Origin of the sequence: Streptomyces sp. NPDC047017 (assembly GCF_040644175.1) — a bacterium.
Classification (GTDB): Bacteria; Actinomycetota; Actinomycetes; order Streptomycetales; family Streptomycetaceae; genus Streptomyces.
In genome coordinates, this window is record NZ_JBEYVW010000004.1 from 105,890 (window position 1) to 123,085 (window position 17,196).

12 protein-coding genes and 2 riboswitches are annotated in these 17,196 nt (G+C 75.0%); of the genes, 7 read left to right on the forward strand and 5 right to left on the reverse strand.

The features are described from left to right. Window positions 1–19: 19 nt before the first annotated feature. The 4 genes from ABZ858_RS08120 to ABZ858_RS08135 are packed head-to-tail and all read right to left on the reverse strand — an operon-like array spanning window position 20 to window position 6,664. Complete coding sequence (locus ABZ858_RS08120) at window positions 20–1,651, reverse strand: ATP-binding cassette domain-containing protein (protein ID WP_361373887.1); 1,632 nt, start codon at window positions 1,649–1,651, stop codon at window positions 20–22. Then, window positions 1,648–2,814, reverse strand: a complete 1,167-nt coding sequence (locus tag ABZ858_RS08125) for an energy-coupling factor transporter transmembrane component T (RefSeq protein WP_361373889.1) — start codon at window positions 2,812–2,814, stop codon at window positions 1,648–1,650. The genes ABZ858_RS08120 and ABZ858_RS08125 overlap by 4 nt, the downstream gene beginning before the upstream one ends. Then, window positions 2,811–3,752 carry a hypothetical protein gene (locus tag ABZ858_RS08130; RefSeq protein ID WP_361373891.1) on the reverse strand — a complete coding sequence of 314 codons (942 nt, stop codon included), beginning with the start codon at window positions 3,750–3,752 and terminating at the stop codon, window positions 2,811–2,813. Before ABZ858_RS08130 ends, ABZ858_RS08125 begins: the two co-directional genes overlap by 4 nt. After that, entirely contained in the window at window positions 3,749–6,664 is a 2,916-nt protein-coding gene (locus ABZ858_RS08135) for a prenyltransferase/squalene oxidase repeat-containing protein (protein ID WP_361374507.1), read from the reverse strand. The genes ABZ858_RS08130 and ABZ858_RS08135 overlap by 4 nt, the downstream gene beginning before the upstream one ends. A 252-nt stretch (window positions 6,665–6,916) precedes the next feature. After that, a riboswitch (cobalamin riboswitch) is annotated at window positions 6,917–7,048 on the reverse strand. 125 nt (window positions 7,049–7,173) lie between these two features. Next, window positions 7,174–7,248: riboswitch (cobalamin riboswitch) on the forward strand. A gap of 115 nt (window positions 7,249–7,363) precedes the next feature. On the opposite strand from ABZ858_RS08135, the gene ABZ858_RS08140 reads away from it, so the two are divergent. The 7 genes from ABZ858_RS08140 to ABZ858_RS08170 all read left to right on the forward strand — a co-directional run bounded on the left by ABZ858_RS08140 (window position 7,364) and on the right by ABZ858_RS08170 (window position 16,330). After that, entirely contained in the window at window positions 7,364–8,776 is a 1,413-nt protein-coding gene (locus tag ABZ858_RS08140) for a hypothetical protein (RefSeq protein WP_361373893.1), read from the forward strand. A gap of 223 nt (window positions 8,777–8,999) precedes the next feature. Next, on the forward strand, window positions 9,000–10,811 hold the full coding sequence (locus ABZ858_RS08145) for a methylmalonyl-CoA mutase family protein (protein ID WP_361373895.1): 1,812 nt from the start codon (window positions 9,000–9,002) through the stop codon (window positions 10,809–10,811). Continuing rightward, the gene (gene scpA / locus ABZ858_RS08150; protein WP_361373897.1) at window positions 10,811–12,997 is read left to right on the forward strand and encodes a methylmalonyl-CoA mutase; all 2,187 of its coding nucleotides are present in this window, start codon (window positions 10,811–10,813) and stop codon (window positions 12,995–12,997) included. Before ABZ858_RS08145 ends, scpA begins: the two co-directional genes overlap by 1 nt. A 12-nt stretch (window positions 12,998–13,009) precedes the next feature. Beyond that, window positions 13,010–13,999: a methylmalonyl Co-A mutase-associated GTPase MeaB gene (gene meaB / locus ABZ858_RS08155; protein WP_361373899.1), complete on the forward strand. Its 990-nt coding sequence runs from the start codon at window positions 13,010–13,012 to the stop codon at window positions 13,997–13,999. Window positions 14,000–14,262: 263 nt separating this feature from the next. Continuing rightward, window positions 14,263–15,255 carry a dihydroxyacetone kinase subunit DhaK gene (gene dhaK / locus ABZ858_RS08160; RefSeq protein ID WP_361373901.1) on the forward strand — a complete coding sequence of 331 codons (993 nt, stop codon included), beginning with the start codon at window positions 14,263–14,265 and terminating at the stop codon, window positions 15,253–15,255. A 54-nt stretch (window positions 15,256–15,309) separates the two neighbouring features. Further along, window positions 15,310–15,918, forward strand: a complete 609-nt coding sequence (dhaL, locus tag ABZ858_RS08165; RefSeq protein ID WP_361373903.1) for a dihydroxyacetone kinase subunit DhaL — start codon at window positions 15,310–15,312, stop codon at window positions 15,916–15,918. A 1-nt stretch (window position 15,919) separates the two neighbouring features. After that, a complete protein-coding gene (locus ABZ858_RS08170; RefSeq protein ID WP_361373905.1) occupies window positions 15,920–16,330 on the forward strand; it encodes a PTS fructose transporter subunit IIA in 411 nt (136 codons plus the stop codon). 60 nt (window positions 16,331–16,390) lie between these two features. On the opposite strand, the gene ABZ858_RS08175 is transcribed toward ABZ858_RS08170, so the two are convergent. Next, complete coding sequence (locus tag ABZ858_RS08175; RefSeq protein ID WP_361373907.1) at window positions 16,391–17,107, reverse strand: glycoside hydrolase family 75 protein; 717 nt, start codon at window positions 17,105–17,107, stop codon at window positions 16,391–16,393. Window positions 17,108–17,196 lie beyond the last annotated feature (89 nt).

Here is a 17,196-nt window from a genome sequence, read left to right on the forward strand (position 1 = left end):
GAGAGCCGGATCGCCGCCTTCACGGCCGCTCCCCCGCCGCCGACGCCCGCCTGACCTGTTCGACGGTGAGGAACGGCAGGGGTGCGAGGACCTTCGCGGTCTGCGGGGCGAACACCGGGGAGGAGACGATGACTTCGGCCGTGGGTCCGTCGGCGACCACGTCCCCCTCGGCCATGACGAGCACGCGGTCGGCGGCGCGGGCGGCGAACTCGACGTCGTGGGTGGAGATGACGACCGCCCGGCCCTCGGCGGCCAGCACGTCCACGATGCCGATGAGTTCCGTCTTCGCCCGGTAGTCCAGGCCGCGGGTGGGCTCGTCCAGCAGGACGACCGGCGGGGCGGCGGAGAGCTGGATGGCGAGGACGAGGGCGAGTTTCTGGCCCTCGGACAGGTCGCGCGGGTGGGTGGTGGCGTCGATGCCGGGGGCGAGCCGGTCGAGGATCCGGCGGGCCTCGCCGGGGGTGCCCGACTCGGCGTCGGCCTGGTCGAGTTCCTGTTTCACGCTCTCCAGGTAGAGCAGGTCGGCGGGGGTCTGCGGGACCAGTCCGACGAGCCGGCGGGCCTCGGCGGCGGGCACCGCGTGCGGGTCGGCGACGGTCTGGCCGCGGGTCACCCGGACGGTGCCGGCGCGGCGCGGACCCGACCCCTGCAAGGCCCACAGCAGGGAGGACTTGCCGGAGCCGTTGCGGCCCATGAGCGCGGTGACCTCGCCCGCGCGCAGTTCCAGGTCCACCTCGCGGACGGCGGGCACGCCCCGGTAGGCGACCGTGACACCACGGGCGGCGAGCAGGCGCGGCGGGTCACCGGCCGGGGCCGGCCGGACCGGGTCCGGGACACGGCCGGCCAGCCGGGCGCGCAGGGGCGCGGCGGCCCGGCGGGCGTCGCGGACGGACAGCGGCAGCGGTGACCATCCCGCCGCCCGGCCCAGTTCGACGACGGGCGGGGCGATGGCCGAGGTGCGCAGGATGGCGGCGGGCGCCCCGATGCGGGCGCTGGCGTCGCCCGGCAGGTGGATGACGCGGTCGGCGTACTGCACGACGCGTTCGAGGCGGTGCTCGGCCATCAGGACGGTGACGCCGAGGTCGTGCACGAGCCGGGTGACGGCCGCGAGGACCTCCTCGGCGGCGGTCGGGTCCAGGGCGGAGGTGGGTTCGTCCAGCACCAGGACGCGCGGATGCGCGGTGAGGACGGAGCCGATGGCGACGCGCTGCTGCTGGCCGCCGGAGAGTTCGTGCAGGGCGCGGTGGCGCAGGTCGGCCAGGCCGAGCAGGTCGAGGGTCTCCTCGACGCGTTTGCGCATGGTGGCCGGCGGGATCGCCAGCTGCTCCATGGCGTAGGCGAGTTCCTCCTCGACGGTGTCGGTGACGAAGCCGTCGGCCGGGTCCTGGCCGACCACCCCGACCACGTCGGCGAGTTCGCGCGGCGGGTGGTGGGCGGTGTCGCGGCCGTCGACGGTGACCCGGCCGTACAGGGTGCCGCCCGTGAAGTGCGGTACGAGCCCGTTGACCGCGCCCAGCAGGGTGGACTTGCCGACACCGGTGTGGCCGACGACGAGGCAGAGTTCGCCCTCCCGCACGGTCAGGTCGACGTCACGCAGCGCGGGGCGGGGGGCGTCGTCGTACTGGACGGTGACCTGGTCGAAGGTGATCACGGGGTGTGGGCTCTCCGGACGGGGGCGGGCTCGGGCGCGAGGAATCCGGCCGTGCCGGCGAGCAGGATCGCGGCGGTCGGGACCAGCGGCAGCCCGGGCCAGGTCAGCGGGTAGAAGGTGGGGTTGAGCTGGGCCGGGTCGTAGCCCAGGTCGCTGAAGAGCAGGACCGCGGAGAGCACCCCGCTGCCGGCGACGGCCCACTCCGGTGCCCGCCAGGGGTCGGGACGGTAGGTGGTGCGGGTGACGCGGCGGCCGCCCAGGCGCAGTCCGGCCACGCACAGCGCGGCGCCGCAGGCCATCGCGGGCAGCCCGAGGAAGGCGGGCGCGGTGGCGTCCAGCAGCCCGTAGGCGCCGGCGCACAGCCCGCACATGCCGAGCAGCATCAGCGCGCCGGTGACGCGGCGGGAGCGCCGGGTGGCGGTGCCCGCCCGGCCGTAGCCGCGGGAGTCCATGGCGGCGGCCAGCCGCAGCGAGCGCTCCAGGGCGTCCTCCAGGACGGGCACGACGATGCCGCGCAGCGCCTTCATGCCCCGGGTGCGGCCGGCCCGCAGCCTGCGGGCCCGGGAGACGCGCTGCACGCTCTGCACCAGTTGCGGCGCGACGCTGATGGCGACGGTGACGGCGACACCGAGTTCGTACAGGGCGCCGGGCAGCACTCTCAGGGCGCGTTTGGGGTTGGCCAGGGTGTTGGCGGCGCCGATGCAGCACAGCATGCACGCCAGCCGCAGTCCGTCGGTGGCCGCGGACAGCAGGGCCTCCAGGGAGACCGGGCCGCCGAGGCGGATGCCCGCGTACCAGTCGGGGGTGGGGATGTGCGGGAGGGAGAACAGGAAGTGGTCGTGCGGAGTGATGCCGGTGGCGAACACGGCACGGAAGACGACCCGGATCGTCACGACCGTCAGGGCCAGGTACAGGTAGTAGGGGAAGCCGCGGGCCCAGGGCGCCTCGGTGCGGCGCGCGGTGACGACGTAGCCGAGGACGGCGAGGACGAGGAGGAGCAGCAGCGGGTTGTCGGTGCGGCTGACGGCGGTGGCCAGGGCGAGTGCCCAGATCCACCAGGCCAGCGGGTGCAGGGTGCGCGGCAGGCGGCGGCCGCCCCGGTCCGGCTCGGGGCCGGCCGGGGCGGCGGACGTCTCCACGGTCGTACGGGCCACCGCGGTCACTCGGCGCGGGCGCGGCGGCGGCGCGCGACGAACACGGCGGCCCCGCCGATCAGTACGACGAGCGAGGCTCCGGCGACGACGGGCATGACCGGTCCGGCGTCGTGCTTGGCGTCGGCGGCGGGCACGGCGTCGATCACCCGGGGGCCGGCGGCGGGGGTCGCGGCCGGGGTGTGCGCGGCCCCTGCCGTGGTGCTCGGCGCCGGCGTGGCGCTGGGGGCAGCGGACGCGGTCGGTGAGGTGCTCGCGGCCGGGGGCGTCGCGGGCTTCGGCGGGGCCGGCCGGGACGGCTCGGCGGCCTGCCGTGCGGGCGCGGGGCCGGTGTCGACGCCGGGCGGCAGCGGCGGCGCCTTGGCGGTGGAGACGGGCTTGCCCGCGTCGCCCTGGGGCCGGGTGTTGTGGGCGCGCAGCTGGTCGGGGGTGACCTTGGGCCGGCCCTCGGTGCCCTGGATGTCGGTGCCGCCGAAGATCCACAGGTCGACGCTGCCGGGCTTGGGCTTGTAGAGCATCGCGCCGAGCTGGCTGTACGTCCAGTCGTTCCGACCCGGGTCGGCGTGCCAGTAGGACCAGTAGGCGGAGGCGGGCGGGGTGAGGACGCAGTCGTCCTGGGCGGGGGTGGGGTACTGCCGGCCGCCCTGGTAGCCGCTGTAGCCGATGCGGCAGATGAACGCCGGGCCGTCGTGGCCGGTGCCGGTGGTGCGCCAGCCGCCCTGGTTGAGCAGTTCGTAGCCGGTGGTGGGGGTGGTGCCGCAGGCGCGGTAGACCGGGCCGCCCCAGTGGCTGAAGTCGACGGCGAGCACCACTCCGGAGGTGGTGGTGCAGCGGCCCATCGGCTGGGGGTCGGCGGCCGCCGGGGAGGCGGTGGCGCCCAGGGCGGCGGTCAGCAGGCCGAGCGCCGCCGCCGTCCGGGCGAGCGCGGGCAGCAGTCGTGAGCGGATCATCGCCGGCCTCCGGCCTGTGCGCGGCGGCGGGCCGATACGGTGACGCGCAAGCCGGTGAGTACCAGCAGTGCGGCGATCGCCGCGAAGGCGCCGGCCTGCACACCGGTGGCGGCCAGGGCGCCGCCGTGGCCGCCGCCTCCGCCGCCGGTGGGGCTCGTGCCGCCGTCGCCCCCGGTGTCCCCGGCGGTGACGATGGCGGGCGCGCCGCCGCTCGCGCTCGCCGTGGGCAGCGGCGTCGGGTCCGGCTGCGGGGCGGTGCCGGCCAGGCTGCGGGTCAGCGTGCCGAAGGAGACGCCGGTCGCGCCGCCCACCGCCTGGGTGGAGGCCCGCAGGTCGGAGCCGCGCTGGCCGTCCTTGGCGACGTTGAAGCCGCCGTCGGTGTTCTGCTGCGCGGCGAGGAAGGCGCGGGCCCGGGCGATCTGCTTGCCGTACTTGCCCGCGTCCAGCGACAGTCCCTGTACGGCGAGGGCGGCGGAGTTGACCGAGTCGCCGGCCGCGCCCGGGAAGCCGCCGTCCGGCAGCTGCCGGGCGGCGATCCAGGCGAGGGCCTTGCCGACGGCCCGGTCCGCCTTGTCGCCGCCGGCCAGGTGGAGGGCCATGGCGGCGATGGCGGTGGAGTCGACGTCCTGGTCGCCGGTGGGCGGGATCAGGCTCGGCCAGGCGCCGCTGCCCTGCTCAAGGCTCTCCAGGTAGGCGATCGGGCGGGCGGCGGCGCTCTTCTCCCCCGCGCGCAGCTGGGCCATCACGGCGAGGGCCTGGCTGAAGACGGACGGGGCGTAGGTGTAGGCGCCCTCGGCCGCGCAGGACCGGTCCGGCGCGGTGCTCGCCCTGGCGCAGACCGCCTTGTCGAGCGCGGCGATCAGATCGTGTCCGGCGAAGTGGCGCGGATCGCGGCCCACGGCCTCGGCGAGCAACGCGGTCTTGCCGAGGGAGCCGCCCCCGGCGTAGGCGGTGCCGATCCCGGTCCAGTCGTTGACGGTGCGTTTGTCGCCGTCCTTGCCGCCGTGGTCGAGGAAGTCGACGATGCCGCGCAGCTTGCCGGTGTTCCGGCCGGTGGCGGCGAGCGCGTAGGCCCCGTCGATGGTGAGGCCGAAGTCGGCGCGGGTGGTGCCGGGACCGACCGGATAGTAGTGGCCCTGGCGGAGGTTGGCGGGGCTGGTGAGGTAGGCGGCGCCCTTGTCCAGGTCGGGTCCGTCACCCGGGGCGGGGGTGACGGGCGGCGAGCTGGGGGACGCGCTCGTGCTCGCGCTCCCGCTCGGGGAGGCGCCGCCGGACGGGGACGGGCCGCCGGTCGGGGAGGCGCTGCCGGTCGCGGAGGCGCTCGTGGTCGGCGACGCGCTGTCGGACGCGGACGGGGAGGCGCTCCCGCTCGGCGACGCGCTGTCGGACGCGGACGCGGAGGCGCTCCCGCTCGGGGACGCGGACGCCGGGGCGCTCCCGCTCGGGGAGGCGCTGCCGGTCGGGTCCGCCGGCTTCGCCGTCAGGGCGGCGAGGCTGGTGTGCGCGCCGGCGAGGACGGCGGCCGGTGTCGGGTAGAGGGCCGGTTCGGTCACGCCCTCCTCGAAGCCGAAGCCGCCGCCGGCGAACTGCTGCCCGGCCAGCCAGGCGACGGCCGCGTCGGCGCGCCCGGTGTCACCGAGGGCGCGCAGGGCCTGGGCGGCGTACGCCGTCGCGTAGACGCTGCCGGTGGTGGCGCCGGTGTAGCCGGGGAAGGCGCCGTCCGCGCGCTGCGCCGTGTCCAGGTACGCACGGGCCCGGGCCACGGCGTCCTCGTGCCCGCCCGCGCCGTGCAGCGCCAGGGCGACCACACCGGTGGTGGCGGGGTCGCCGTCGCAGTACTCGCCGGGGCCGATGAGGATGCTGGTGATCCCGCCGTCCGCGCACTGCACCTGGGTGAGCCGGTCCACCGCGGCGGCGGGCGGCGTCACTCCGGCGCGCAGCACGGCGAGCACGGCCAGCGCCTGCCCGTCGGCGTATCCGGCGTCGTGGAAGTCGCCCGCGGCGGTGCAGCCGGGGGTGGGCGAGCCGGACGCGGGTCCCGCCGCGCACACGTTCTTCATGAGGTCGCCGACGAGGTCGTGGCCGCCAAAGGCGTGCGGGTCTCCCCCGGTGATCTCGGCGAGGAGCGCCAGGCGGGCGGCGGCGGAGGCGTCGGGGGCCTGGCCGGGGCCGTTCGGGTAGGCGTAGTCGCCGGTGTGGGCGGCGAGGAAGGCGGTGACCTTGTCCAGGATGGCGCGGTCGGGGTCACCGGCGGCGAGGCCGTAGGCGACCTCGGAGGTCAGCAGGTAGTCCGGGGTGCCGGCGCCGTCGTCGACGACGCGTTCCTCGTCGGTCAGGCCGCCGCGGAGCCACTTCGCGGCGGCGGCCGTGTCGAGGGTGGTGGGTGCACCGGTGGGCGAGCCGCTCGGCCCGGGGGTCCCGGTCGGCCCGGAGGTACCGGTCGGGCCGGGTGTCCCGCTCGGGGCCGGGGTGCCGCCGCCCGCGCGGACGGCGTCCGGGGTGAAGGAGGGCCGGCCCTTGGTGCCGCCGATGTCCGTGCCGCCGAACACCCAGGCGTCGACGTCGCCGTCCTTGAGCTTGCGGGCCATCGCGCCGTACGGGCTGTACGTCCAGTCGTGCTGGCCCGGCGAGGCGATCCAGTAGGACCAGTACGCGGTGACGGGCGGCGTCAGGACGCAGGGCTCCTTGGCCGGGGTCGGGTACTGCGTACCGGAGTCGAACCCGCCGTAGCCGATGCGGCAGATGAAGGCGGGGCCGTCGTGCTGGGTGCCGGTGGTGGTGAAGCCGGCGTCGTGCAGCAGGTCGTAGCCGGTGGTCGGGGTCGGGTCGCAGCCGCGCTCGACCGTGCCGCCGAAGGGCTTGAAGTCGACCGCGACCACGGCGCCCTTGGTGGCGGTGCAGCCGCCGGCCATCGGATCGGCGGCGGCGGAGGCGCTGGTGAGAAAGGCCACGCAGGCGGCCGCCGGCAGCAGGAAGGCGGTCGTCAGGGCCGTCCACGGCCCCGGTCCCGTCCTCGTCCGCCCGTCTCTTCGCTGCTCGGTGCCCACCCCGGCCCCCTCGTCGCCTGCCGGCGCGGGGCGAGGACGTGGGTGAGGGGCCCCGCCGCGAGAGACGGCGCTGTGCGCGGAACCCGGTCGCACCACGCCGTAGTCCGCGACGGCGTCTGTTGCTGAAGGACACGCTCCAGGCATTCCGGCTCGCCCGGCGGATGCCGGGCCCACGGTTGCGGGTCAGCGCCGGGTTTCGACCGGCTTCCCCTGGAACTGCTCATGTATCAGGCGGGATTGGAACACGGGTTCGCGAGGAGCGTCAAGGCGCGGTACCGGCCGGACCGGGCGGCGCGGGGCGGGCGGCGGGGGCGCGCGGGGCGGACCCTGGCGGCGTACGGGTTCCCTCGGGTACCGTCCCGGACTGCCGAGTGGGGGAACCCGGTGGGAATCCGGGGCTGACGCGCAGCGGTGTGGGGCGGCGGGGGCCGTTCCGAGCCCGAATGCCCAAGCGGTGCAGCACTTTTGGAAGCTGATCCACGCGTCCCGGACGGCGGCCACGCTCGCCGCATCCGGTGTGGGTGCACGGGGGCCGGCCGGTGTCCCCCACCCCAGGAGCAGGCCATGTCCCGTCCGCTGTCCGTCCGCCGCGGTGTGCTCACCGCGGCCGCCGCGCTCGGCGCCTTCGCGCTGACCACGCTGCCCGCCGCGGCGACCTCCAGCCCGGCCCAGATCGCCACCTCGAAGACCAACGGCGTCGCCTACCTCAAGTCCCTCCAGGCGGCGGACGGTTCGTACGCCGGGTCGGGGCTGTCCAACGAGTGGGCGTTCAGCGCCCTGGCCGCCGCCGGGACCGCCGCGGTGGACGTCACCCCGGGCGGCGACACCACCAAGAACGCGAGATCCGTCTACCGCGATCTGCTGTCCACCGGCGGCTGGCCGTCCACGTCACCCGTCGTCACCGACTACGAGCGGGCCACGCTGAACGCGTACGCGGCGGGCATCGACCCGGCCCGCGTCTCCGCCTCCCGCGATCTGATCGCGGACATCTACGGCTACTGGCAGAGCGCCGAGCCCGGTTACTTCGGCCCGTCCGCCAACTTCAACGGGACCGTGTTCGCCGCGCTCGCCCTGAACGGCGCGAAGACCCAGTCCGGGCAGGTACGCGTCCCGCAGGCGCTGCGCGACGCGCTCGTCACCCGGATACGCGCCAACCAGCACAACGACGGCGGCTGGAACTACAGCAAGGCCGAGGGCGACCCGACCCAGCCGGCCGCCACCAGCGACATCGACATGACGGGCGCGGCGATGGCGGCGCTGTGCGTCTCCGGGGTGCCCGCCACCGACACCGGTATCACGCACGCCAAGGCGTTCCTCAAGAGCAAGCTGGTGGCGAACACCGGCGCGTTCAACGCCATGTTCGGCGCCAACACCGACTCCAACGGCTGGGCGGTGGCCGGCCTGAACGCCTGCGGGATCAACCCGCAGACCGGTGACTTCCTCACCTCGCTGGGCAAGACCCCGGTCGACTTCCTGATCGCCCAGCAGTTCAACCCGGGCGGCGGTTTCAAGTACCTGCCCGCCGACACCAGCCCGTCGGCATACTCCTCGATCGACGGGCTGCGGGCGGTGGCCGGGGGCGGCTTCACCGCCGCTCCGCCGGTGCCCGTCACGCCGGGCGCGCCGCAGTGGGTGGCGCAGTCCGCGCTGAGCGCGGGTACGGCGACGAAGCTGGCGCTGACCGTGGACGACGGCACCGGCTCCCTCAAGGTGTGCTCGGTCGCCCTCACCCCGACCGGCCCGACGACCACCCTGGGCGCGGTCCTGGACGCGGCGGCCGGCGCGGCCACGCCGTCGGGCTGCGTGACCTCGGTGGCCCCGTCCTCCGGCACGGGCACCGTCACCTCGGTCAACGGCAAGGCCAACAGCGGCTCGAACACCTGGAAGGTCAGCGTCGACGGGTCGGCCTTCGCCGCCGCCACCCGGGGCAAGACCGTGGGCGTCGGTGACACCATCGCCCTGCGCTGGGGCGCCTGACCGCCGCGGGCCGGCCGCACCCGTGCGGTGCGGCCGGCCGCCGGTGCCCGCCACGCGCGGGACCCCGGCTCACGCGATTGCCACCCGCGTGAGCCGCCCCGGGTGCCGTGGCCGGAATTCGCCCCCCGCGTCCCTGAGCGGTCCAGGTCACTTCCGCCACGAGAACAAGGTCACAGCCGCGCCCCCCTGCTGCTGGGCCGCCGTTCTGGCCTAGCATCCGAGCATGACGGTCCTGCCTGACGACGGGCTCTCCCTGGCGGCGGACTTCCCTGACGCGACACTTGAGCAGTGGCGGCACCTGGTGGCGGGTGTGCTGCGCAAGTCCGGCAAGGAGGTCTCGGACGCCGAGGCGGAGCAGGCCCTGTCCACCGCGCTGGAGGACGGGCTGCGCACCCGGCCCCTGTACACCGCGCGCGACGCCGCGCCCGACCCCGGCCTGCCGGGCTTCGCCCCCTTCGTACGGGGCGGGCGCCCCGAGGGGAGCACGGTCGGCGGCTGGGACGTCCGCCAGCGGCACACGGTCGCCGACACGGCGGCGGTCCTGGCCGACCTGGAGAACGGCGTCACCTCGCTGTGGCTGGCGGTCGGCGGGCACGCGGGCATCCCCGTCGACCGGCTCCCCGCCACCCTGGACGGCGTCTACCTGGATCTGGCGCCGGTCGTCCTGGACGCGGGCGACGCCTTCGAGCCGGCCGCGCGGCGACTCCTCGAACTGTACGAGGAGCGGGGCGTCGCCGCCGACGCGGCCCGCGGCAACCTGGGCGGCGACCCGCTGGGCCACGAGGCGCGCACCGGGCAGGCGTACGACATCGCGCCCGTGACCGAGCTGGCCCGGCGGTGCGCCGAGCGCCACCCGGGGCTGCGGGCGCTGACCGTGGACGCGCTGCCCTACCACGAGGCCGGCGGCTCGGCGGCCGAGGAGCTGGGCTGCTCGCTGGCGACGGGTGTGGCCTATCTGCGCGCGCTGGCCGGGGCCGGGCTGGACATCCGGCAGGCCTGCGCCCAGCTGGAGTTCCGGTACGCGGCCAGTGCCGATCAGTTCCTGACCATCGCCAAGCTGCGCGCCGCGCGCCGGCTGTGGGCGCGGGTGGCCGAGGTGTGCGGGGCGCCGCGGGCGGGGGCGCAGCTCCAGCACGCGGTGACCTCGACGGTGATGATGACCCGCCGGGACCCGTGGGTGAACATGCTGCGCACCACGGTGGCCGCGCTGGCCGCCGGGGTGGGCGGCGCGGACGCCGTGACCGTGCTGCCCTTCGACGATCCGCTGGGTCTCCCGGACGCCTTCGCGCGCCGCATCGCCCGCAACACCTCCACCATCCTCATCGAGGAGTCGCATCTGTCCCGGGTGATCGACCCGGCGGGCGGCTCCTGGTACGTGGAGCGGCTGACCGACGAACTCGCCCGCGCGGGCTGGGAGTTCTTCCAGGAGATCGAGCGGGCCGGCGGGCAGGAGGCGGCCCTGCGCTCCGGCCTGGTCCGCGAGCGGCTGGCCGCCACCTGGGCGGCGCGCGGCGCGAAGCTGGCCAAGCGGCGCGAGCCGATCACCGGGGTCAGCGAGTTCCCGCACCTGACCGAGAAGCCGGTGGTGCGCGAACCGGCGCCCGAGCCGCCCTCCGGCGGGCTGCCCCGGGTGCGCCGGGACGAGGCGTTCGAGGCACTGCGGACCCGCTCCGACGCCCACCTGGCCGCGACCGGGGGCCGGCCCCGGGTGTACCTGGAGGCGGTCGGCCCGGCCGCCGCGCACACCGCCCGGCTCTCCTTCGCCGCCAATCTCTTCCAGGCGGGTGGCATCGAACCGGTCACGGCGGGCACCTTCGAGGAGAGCGGGGCGCGCGAGGCGTGCCTGTGCTCCAGCGACGCGCTCTACGCGGAGCAGGCCGAGGCGGTCGCGGGCCGGTTGCGGGCCGCGGGCGCCGGCCATGTGTTCCTCGCGGGCCGTCCCGGACCGTACGAGGGTGTCGACACCTATGTCTTCGCCGGCTGCGACGCCGTGGCCGTGCTGACCGCCACGCTCGACCGCATGGGAGTGTCCTGATGTCCATCCCGGATCCCGCCGAGTTCGCCGCGATCGAGCTGGGGACCCCGAGCGCCGACGCCGGCCCCGACGAGTGGCGCACAGCGGTGAAGAAGGCCGCGGACGGCGACGACCTGCTGTGGCAGACGCCCGAGGGCATCGAGGTCAAGCCGCTGTACACGGGCCAGGACCTGGAGGGCCTGGACTTCCTGGACACCTTCCCCGGCATCGCCCCCTACCTGCGCGGCCCGTACCCGACGATGTACGTGAACCAGCCGTGGACGATCCGCCAGTACGCGGGCTTCTCCACGGCCGAGGAGTCCAACGCCTTCTACCGCCGCAACCTGGCGGCCGGGCAGAAGGGCCTGTCGGTCGCCTTCGACCTGCCCACGCACCGCGGCTACGACAGCGATCACGCGCGGGTGACCGGTGACGTCGGCATGGCGGGCGTGGCGATCGACTCGATCTACGACATGCGGCAGCTGTTCGACGGCATCCCGCTGGACCGGATGACGGTGTCGATGACGATGAACGGCGCCGTGCTGCCGGTGCTGGCGCTGTACATCGTGGCGGCGGAGGAGCAGGGGGTGCCGCCGGAGAAGCTGGCGGGGACCATCCAGAACGACATCCTCAAGGAGTTCATGGTCCGCAACACCTACATCTACCCGCCGAAGCCGTCGATGCGGATCATCTCCGACATCTTCGCGTACACCTCGCAGCGGATGCCGCGCTACAACTCCATCTCGATCTCCGGGTACCACATCCAGGAGGCGGGCGCGACGGCCGACCTGGAGCTGGCGTACACGCTCGCGGACGGGGTGGAGTACATCCGGGCGGGCCGGGACGCGGGTCTCGACGTGGACGCCTTCGCGCCGCGGCTGTCGTTCTTCTGGGCGATCGGCATGAACTTCTTCATGGAGGTCGCCAAGCTGCGCGCGGCCCGGCTGCTGTGGGCCAAGCTGGTCGAGCAGTTCGATCCGCAGAACGCCAAGTCGCTGTCGCTGCGCACGCATTCGCAGACCTCCGGCTGGTCGCTGACCGCGCAGGACGTGTTCAACAACGTCACCCGCACCTGTGTGGAGGCGATGGCCGCCACCCAGGGCCACACCCAGTCGCTGCACACCAACGCCCTGGACGAGGCGCTGGCGCTGCCCACCGACTTCTCGGCGCGCATCGCCCGCAACACCCAGCTGCTGATCCAGCAGGAGTCCGGCACCACCCGGGTGATCGACCCGTGGGGCGGCAGCGCGTACGTGGAGCGGCTGACCTACGACCTCGCCCGCCGGGCCTGGCAGCACATCCAGGAGGTGGAGCAGGCCGGCGGCATGGCGCAGGCCATCGACGCGGGCATCCCCAAGCTGCGCGTGGAGGAGGCCGCGGCCCGCACCCAGGCCCGGATCGACTCGGGGCGCCAGCCGGTGATCGGCGTGAACAAGTACCGGGTGGACTCCGACGAGAAGATCGAGGTTCTCAAGGTCGACAACTCCTCGGTGCGCACCCAGCAGATCGCCAAGCTGCGGCGGCTGCGCGAGGAGCGGGACGAGCGGGCCTGCCAGGACGCGCTGGACGCGCTGACCCGGGCGGCCGGCGGGCAGGGCAACCTGCTGGAGCTGGCGGTGGACGCGGCCCGGGCGAAGGCGACGGTCGGGGAGATCTCGTACGCCCTGGAGAAGGTGTACGGACGGCACGCGGGGCAGATCCGTACCATCTCCGGTGTGTACCGCAACGAAGCGGGTGAGTCGCCGAACGTGGACCGCACCCGGGCCCTGGTGGACGCCTTCGCCGACGCGGAGGGGCGCCGGCCGCGCATCCTGGTCGCCAAGATGGGCCAGGACGGCCACGACCGCGGCCAGAAGGTGATCGCCACCGCCTTCGCCGACCTCGGCTTCGACGTGGACGTCGGCCCGCTGTTCCAGACCCCGGCGGAGGTGGCGCGGCAGGCCGTCGAGGCGGACGTGCACATCGTCGGGGTGTCGTCGCTGGCCGCCGGGCACCTCACCCTGGTGCCGGCGCTGCGCGAGGCGCTGGCCGAGGAGGGCCGCGACGACATCATGATCGTGGTCGGCGGGGTGATCCCGCCGCAGGACGTGCCGACGCTCCTGGAGATGGGCGCGACGGCGGTGTTCCCGCCCGGCACGGTGATCCCGGACGCGGCCCATGATCTGGTGACGCGTCTCGCGGCCGGTCTCGGGCACGACGACCTGTGAGCCGGTGACTGCATGGCCATCGATCTCGACACGTACGTCAAGGGCGTCCTGGACGGCAAGCGGGCCCTGGTGGCCCGTGCGATCACCCTGGTCGAGTCCACCCGCCCCCAGCACCGGGCGCTGGCCCAGGAGCTGCTGACCGAGCTGCTGCCCTACAGCGGCAGGGCCCGGCGGATCGGGATCAGCGGGGTGCCGGGGGTGGGCAAGTCGACGTTCATCGACGCCTTCGGCACCCTGCTCACCGGGATGGGCCACCGGGTGGCCGTGCTCGCCGTGGACCCGTCCTCCAGCCGGACCGGCGGGTCGATCCTCGGCGACAAGACCCGGATGGAGCGGCTGGCCGTCGACCCGGCGGCCTTCGTGCGCCCCTCCCCCACCGCGGGCACCCTCGGCGGTGTCGCCAAGGCGACCCGTGAGTCGATCGTGGTGATGGAGGCGGCGGGCTACGACGTGGTGCTGGTGGAGACGGTCGGCGTCGGGCAGTCCGAGACGGCCGTCGCGGACATGGTCGACACCTTCCTGCTGCTGACCCTGGCCCGCACCGGCGACCAGTTGCAGGGCATCAAGAAGGGCGTCCTGGAGCTGGCCGACGTGATCACCGTCAACAAGGCGGACGGCCCGCACGAGCGCGACGCCCGCGCCGCCGCCCGGGAACTGGCGGGAGCGCTGCGCCTGATGCACGGCAAGGACGCCTTCTGGACGCCGCCGGTGCTCAGTTGCAGCGCGCGCGAGTCCACCGGTCTCGACACCGTCTGGGAGCGGCTCGAACAGCACCGCTCCCTGCTGGACTCCACCGGCCGGCTGGCCGCCCGGCGCCGCGACCAGCAGGTCGAGTGGACGTGGAGCATGGTCCGCGACGAACTCCTGGGCCGGCTGCACGCCGATCCGTCGGTGCGCGCCCTCGCGCCCGCTCTGGAGCAGCAGGTCAGGGACGGAGAAGTCACCGCCACCCTGGCCGCCGACCGCATCCTGAAGGCCTTCGGGGGCCGGGCGGACCGATAGCCCTCCCGTTCGTGTGCCCGTGAGCCCCGCCGGACACGTCCGGCGGGGCTCACGGGGTTCTGGGTGACGACGCGGGCCACGGGTGCGATCGGGGCGGCCCCGCGCGGCAACGGCCACCCGCCCGCGCCGTCGCCGCGCGTGACCTTCGCTGCCACAAGGTCGATACTGCCGGTAGGAGCGCTCCGGCCTCCTCACGTCCGCCCGCCCGACGCACCGAGACGCGGCCCCGTCGCCGCGCCCGCCGAGATCACCGGGAGATAGCCATGAGGATGTTGATCAACGTCGCCGAGACCGTGGTGGCGGACGCGCTGCGCGGCATGGCGGCCGCCCATCCCGAGCTGACGGTCGACGTGGAGAACCGGGTGGTCGTACGGCGGGACGCCCCCGTGGCGGGAAGGGTCGCCCTGGTCTCCGGCGGCGGTTCGGGGCACGAGCCGCTGCACGGCGGCTTCGTGGGCCCGGGGATGCTCTCGGCGGCCTGTCCCGGCGAGGTCTTCACCTCCCCGGTGCCCGACCAGATGGTGCGGGCCGCGGCGGCCGTGGACAGCGGGGCGGGCGTGCTGTTCGTGGTGAAGAACTACACCGGTGACGTGCTCAACTTCGACATGGCGGCCGAACTGGCCGAGGACGAGGGCATCCAGATCGCGAAGGTGCTGGTCAACGATGACGTGGCGGTGACCGACAGCCTGTACACCGCCGGTCGGCGCGGCACCGGCGCCACGCTGTTCGTGGAGAAGATCGCGGGCGCGGCGGCCGACGAGGGGCAGCCGCTGGAGCGGGTGGAGGCGATCGCCCGGCAGGTCAACGACGGCTCCCGCAGTTTCGGCGTCGCGCTCGCCGCCTGCACCACCCCGGCCAAGGGCAGCCCCACCTTCGACCTCCCGGCCGGTGAGCTGGAGCTGGGCGTCGGCATCCACGGCGAGCCGGGCCGGGAGCGGCGCGCCATGATGACCTCGCGGGAGATCGCGGACTTCGCGGTGCACGCGATCCTGGAGGACCTGCACCCGCGCAATCCGGTGCTGCTGCTGGTCAACGGCATGGGCGCGACGCCGCTTCTTGAGCTGTACGGCTTCAACGCCGAGGTGCACCGCGTCCTCGCCGAGCGCGGCGTCGCCGTCGCCCGCACACTGGTCGGCAACTACGTCACCTCCCTGGACATGGCGGGCGCCTCCGTCACCCTGTGCCAGATCGACGAGGAGCTGCTGCGGCTGTGGGACGCGCCGGTGAACACGCCGGGGCTGCGCTGGGGCGTGTGACCCGGCGACCGTGCCCGGACACCTCGACCGTACCTACCACGCAAGGGAGTTCCAGTGCTCGACGCCGATTTCTTCCGCCGTTGGATGACGGTGGCCGCCGTGTCCATGGACCGCGAGGCTGACCGGCTCACCGCCCTCGACTCGCCCATCGGGGACGCCGACCACGGCAGCAATCTGCAGCGCGGGTTCGCGGCCGTGCGGACCGTGCTGGAGAAGGAGGCGCCCGACACGCCCGGCGGGGTGCTGGCCCTGGCGGGACGGCAGCTCATCTCGACGGTGGGCGGCGCGTCGGGCCCGCTGTACGGGACGCTGCTGCGCCGGACCGGCAAGGCGCTCGGTGACGCGGCCGAGGTGAGCGAGGAGCAGTTGGCCGAGGCGCTGCGTGCCGGGGTGGACGGGGTGCGGACGCTGGGCGGTGCCGCGCCGGGCGACAAGACGATGGTGGACGCGCTGGTACCGGCCGTGGACGCGCTCGCCGACGGTTTCACGGCGGCCCGTTCGGCGGCCGAGCAGGGCGCCGAGGCGACCACGCCGTTGCAGGCCCGCAAGGGCAGGGCGAGCTATCTGGGCGAGCGCAGCATCGGGCACCAGGACCCGGGGGCCACGTCGTCGGCGCTGCTGATCGCCGCGCTGGCCGAGGCGGCGGACGGGGCGGAGGGCTGAGATGGGCGAGGGCAGGCTGGTCGGAATCGTGCTGGTGTCGCACAGCGCCGAGGTGGCCGCGTCGGTGGCCGAGCTGGCGAAGGGGCTGGCGGGCGGGGGCGCGGCGGTCCCGGTGGCCGCGGCGGGCGGCCGGCCGGGCGGCGGGCTCGGCACCAGCGCCGAGCTGGTCAGCGCCGCCGCGGCGGCCGTGGACCAGGGGGCGGGGGTGGCTGTCCTCACCGATCTCGGCAGCGCCGTGCTGACCGTGAAGGCGCTGCTCGCCGAGGGGGACGAACTGCCCGACGACACCCGACTGGTGGACGCCCCGTTCGTCGAGGGCGCGGTCGCGGCGGTCGTCACGGCGGCCACCGGCGCGGACCTCGACGCGGTGGAGGCGGCGGCCGCGGACGCGTACGCCTACCGGAAGGCGTGAGCCGCGCCGCTCCCGGGCGGTCCGCCCCCTCCCGGGTCCCCCGGCCGGGTGGCCTGTGGGTCAGCCGGTCGGTGCGGCGGCGCCGCTCACCAGGCGGCGGGCCAGCCGCCGGCCCTGCCGGACGGCCGCCGCGTGGTCCTCGATGCGGCCGACCCGGGTGTGTTCGAAGACGATGTAGGTCACGCCCGAGCACGCCCCGCCACCGTTCGGGTCGGCGGGGATGCCCAGGCGGCGGGCGGTGGCGTAGGACGCCTCGCCGATGACGTCGCCTGGGCCGGTGTCGCCGACGACGGCGTACTGCACCTTGCCGCGGTAGAGGACGGCCGCGACCGATCCGCCGCCCAGCCCGTGGCGGCGGTGGTCCCACACGCGGCTCGGGGCGGGCAGCACGATGTAGGGCAGGTGCTCGGCGTTCAGCAGGCGGCCGTCGGACTGCGCGTAGGCCGCGGCGGACGAGTACCGCGGGTCGGTGCGGCGGTTGCAGTGGCGGGTGGGGCGGCCGTCGCAGTCGATGTCCATGTCGGCCTTCCAGAAGACGGCGCCGGGCAGCCCGCAGACGGGGATGGCGGCCCGCGCCCCGGCGTCGGAGCGGTAGCGGCCGCGGGAGACCCGGGTGCAGCGGCGCACCAGGGCCTGCAGGTCGGCGGCGCGGACGTCGCCCTCGCTGCGCGCCGCCGGCTCCTCGTGGGGGCGGTAGGGCACGGTGTCGGCGGGCAGTGTCGTCGGAGCGAGCAGGGCGGCGCTCGCCGCGACGAGCGTCAGCGACTGGACACGCACGATGAGGAACCCTCTCCTCGGGGACATTGACTGGCATTCATCCGACAAGGGATGAATGCCATCGCGCGGGACACGTTAAGGGACCGGAC

Coding starts and splice junctions, on each gene's coding strand:
- ABZ858_RS08135 (WP_361374507.1), bottom strand. CDS start 6,664: ATGGCCGGCGGCTGCACCGCCACCAAGGGCGCCGTGGTCGCGGTCGAC.
- dhaK (WP_361373901.1), top strand. CDS start 14,263: ATGAGGATGTTGATCAACGTCGCCGAGACCGTGGTGGCGGACGCGCTG.
- ABZ858_RS08130 (WP_361373891.1), bottom strand. CDS start 3,752: ATGATCCGCTCACGACTGCTGCCCGCGCTCGCCCGGACGGCGGCGGCG.
- meaB (WP_361373899.1), top strand. CDS start 13,010: ATGGCCATCGATCTCGACACGTACGTCAAGGGCGTCCTGGACGGCAAG.
- ABZ858_RS08145 (WP_361373895.1), top strand. CDS start 9,000: ATGACGGTCCTGCCTGACGACGGGCTCTCCCTGGCGGCGGACTTCCCT.
- scpA (WP_361373897.1), top strand. CDS start 10,811: ATGTCCATCCCGGATCCCGCCGAGTTCGCCGCGATCGAGCTGGGGACC.
- ABZ858_RS08170 (WP_361373905.1), top strand. CDS start 15,920: ATGGGCGAGGGCAGGCTGGTCGGAATCGTGCTGGTGTCGCACAGCGCC.
- ABZ858_RS08140 (WP_361373893.1), top strand. CDS start 7,364: ATGTCCCGTCCGCTGTCCGTCCGCCGCGGTGTGCTCACCGCGGCCGCC.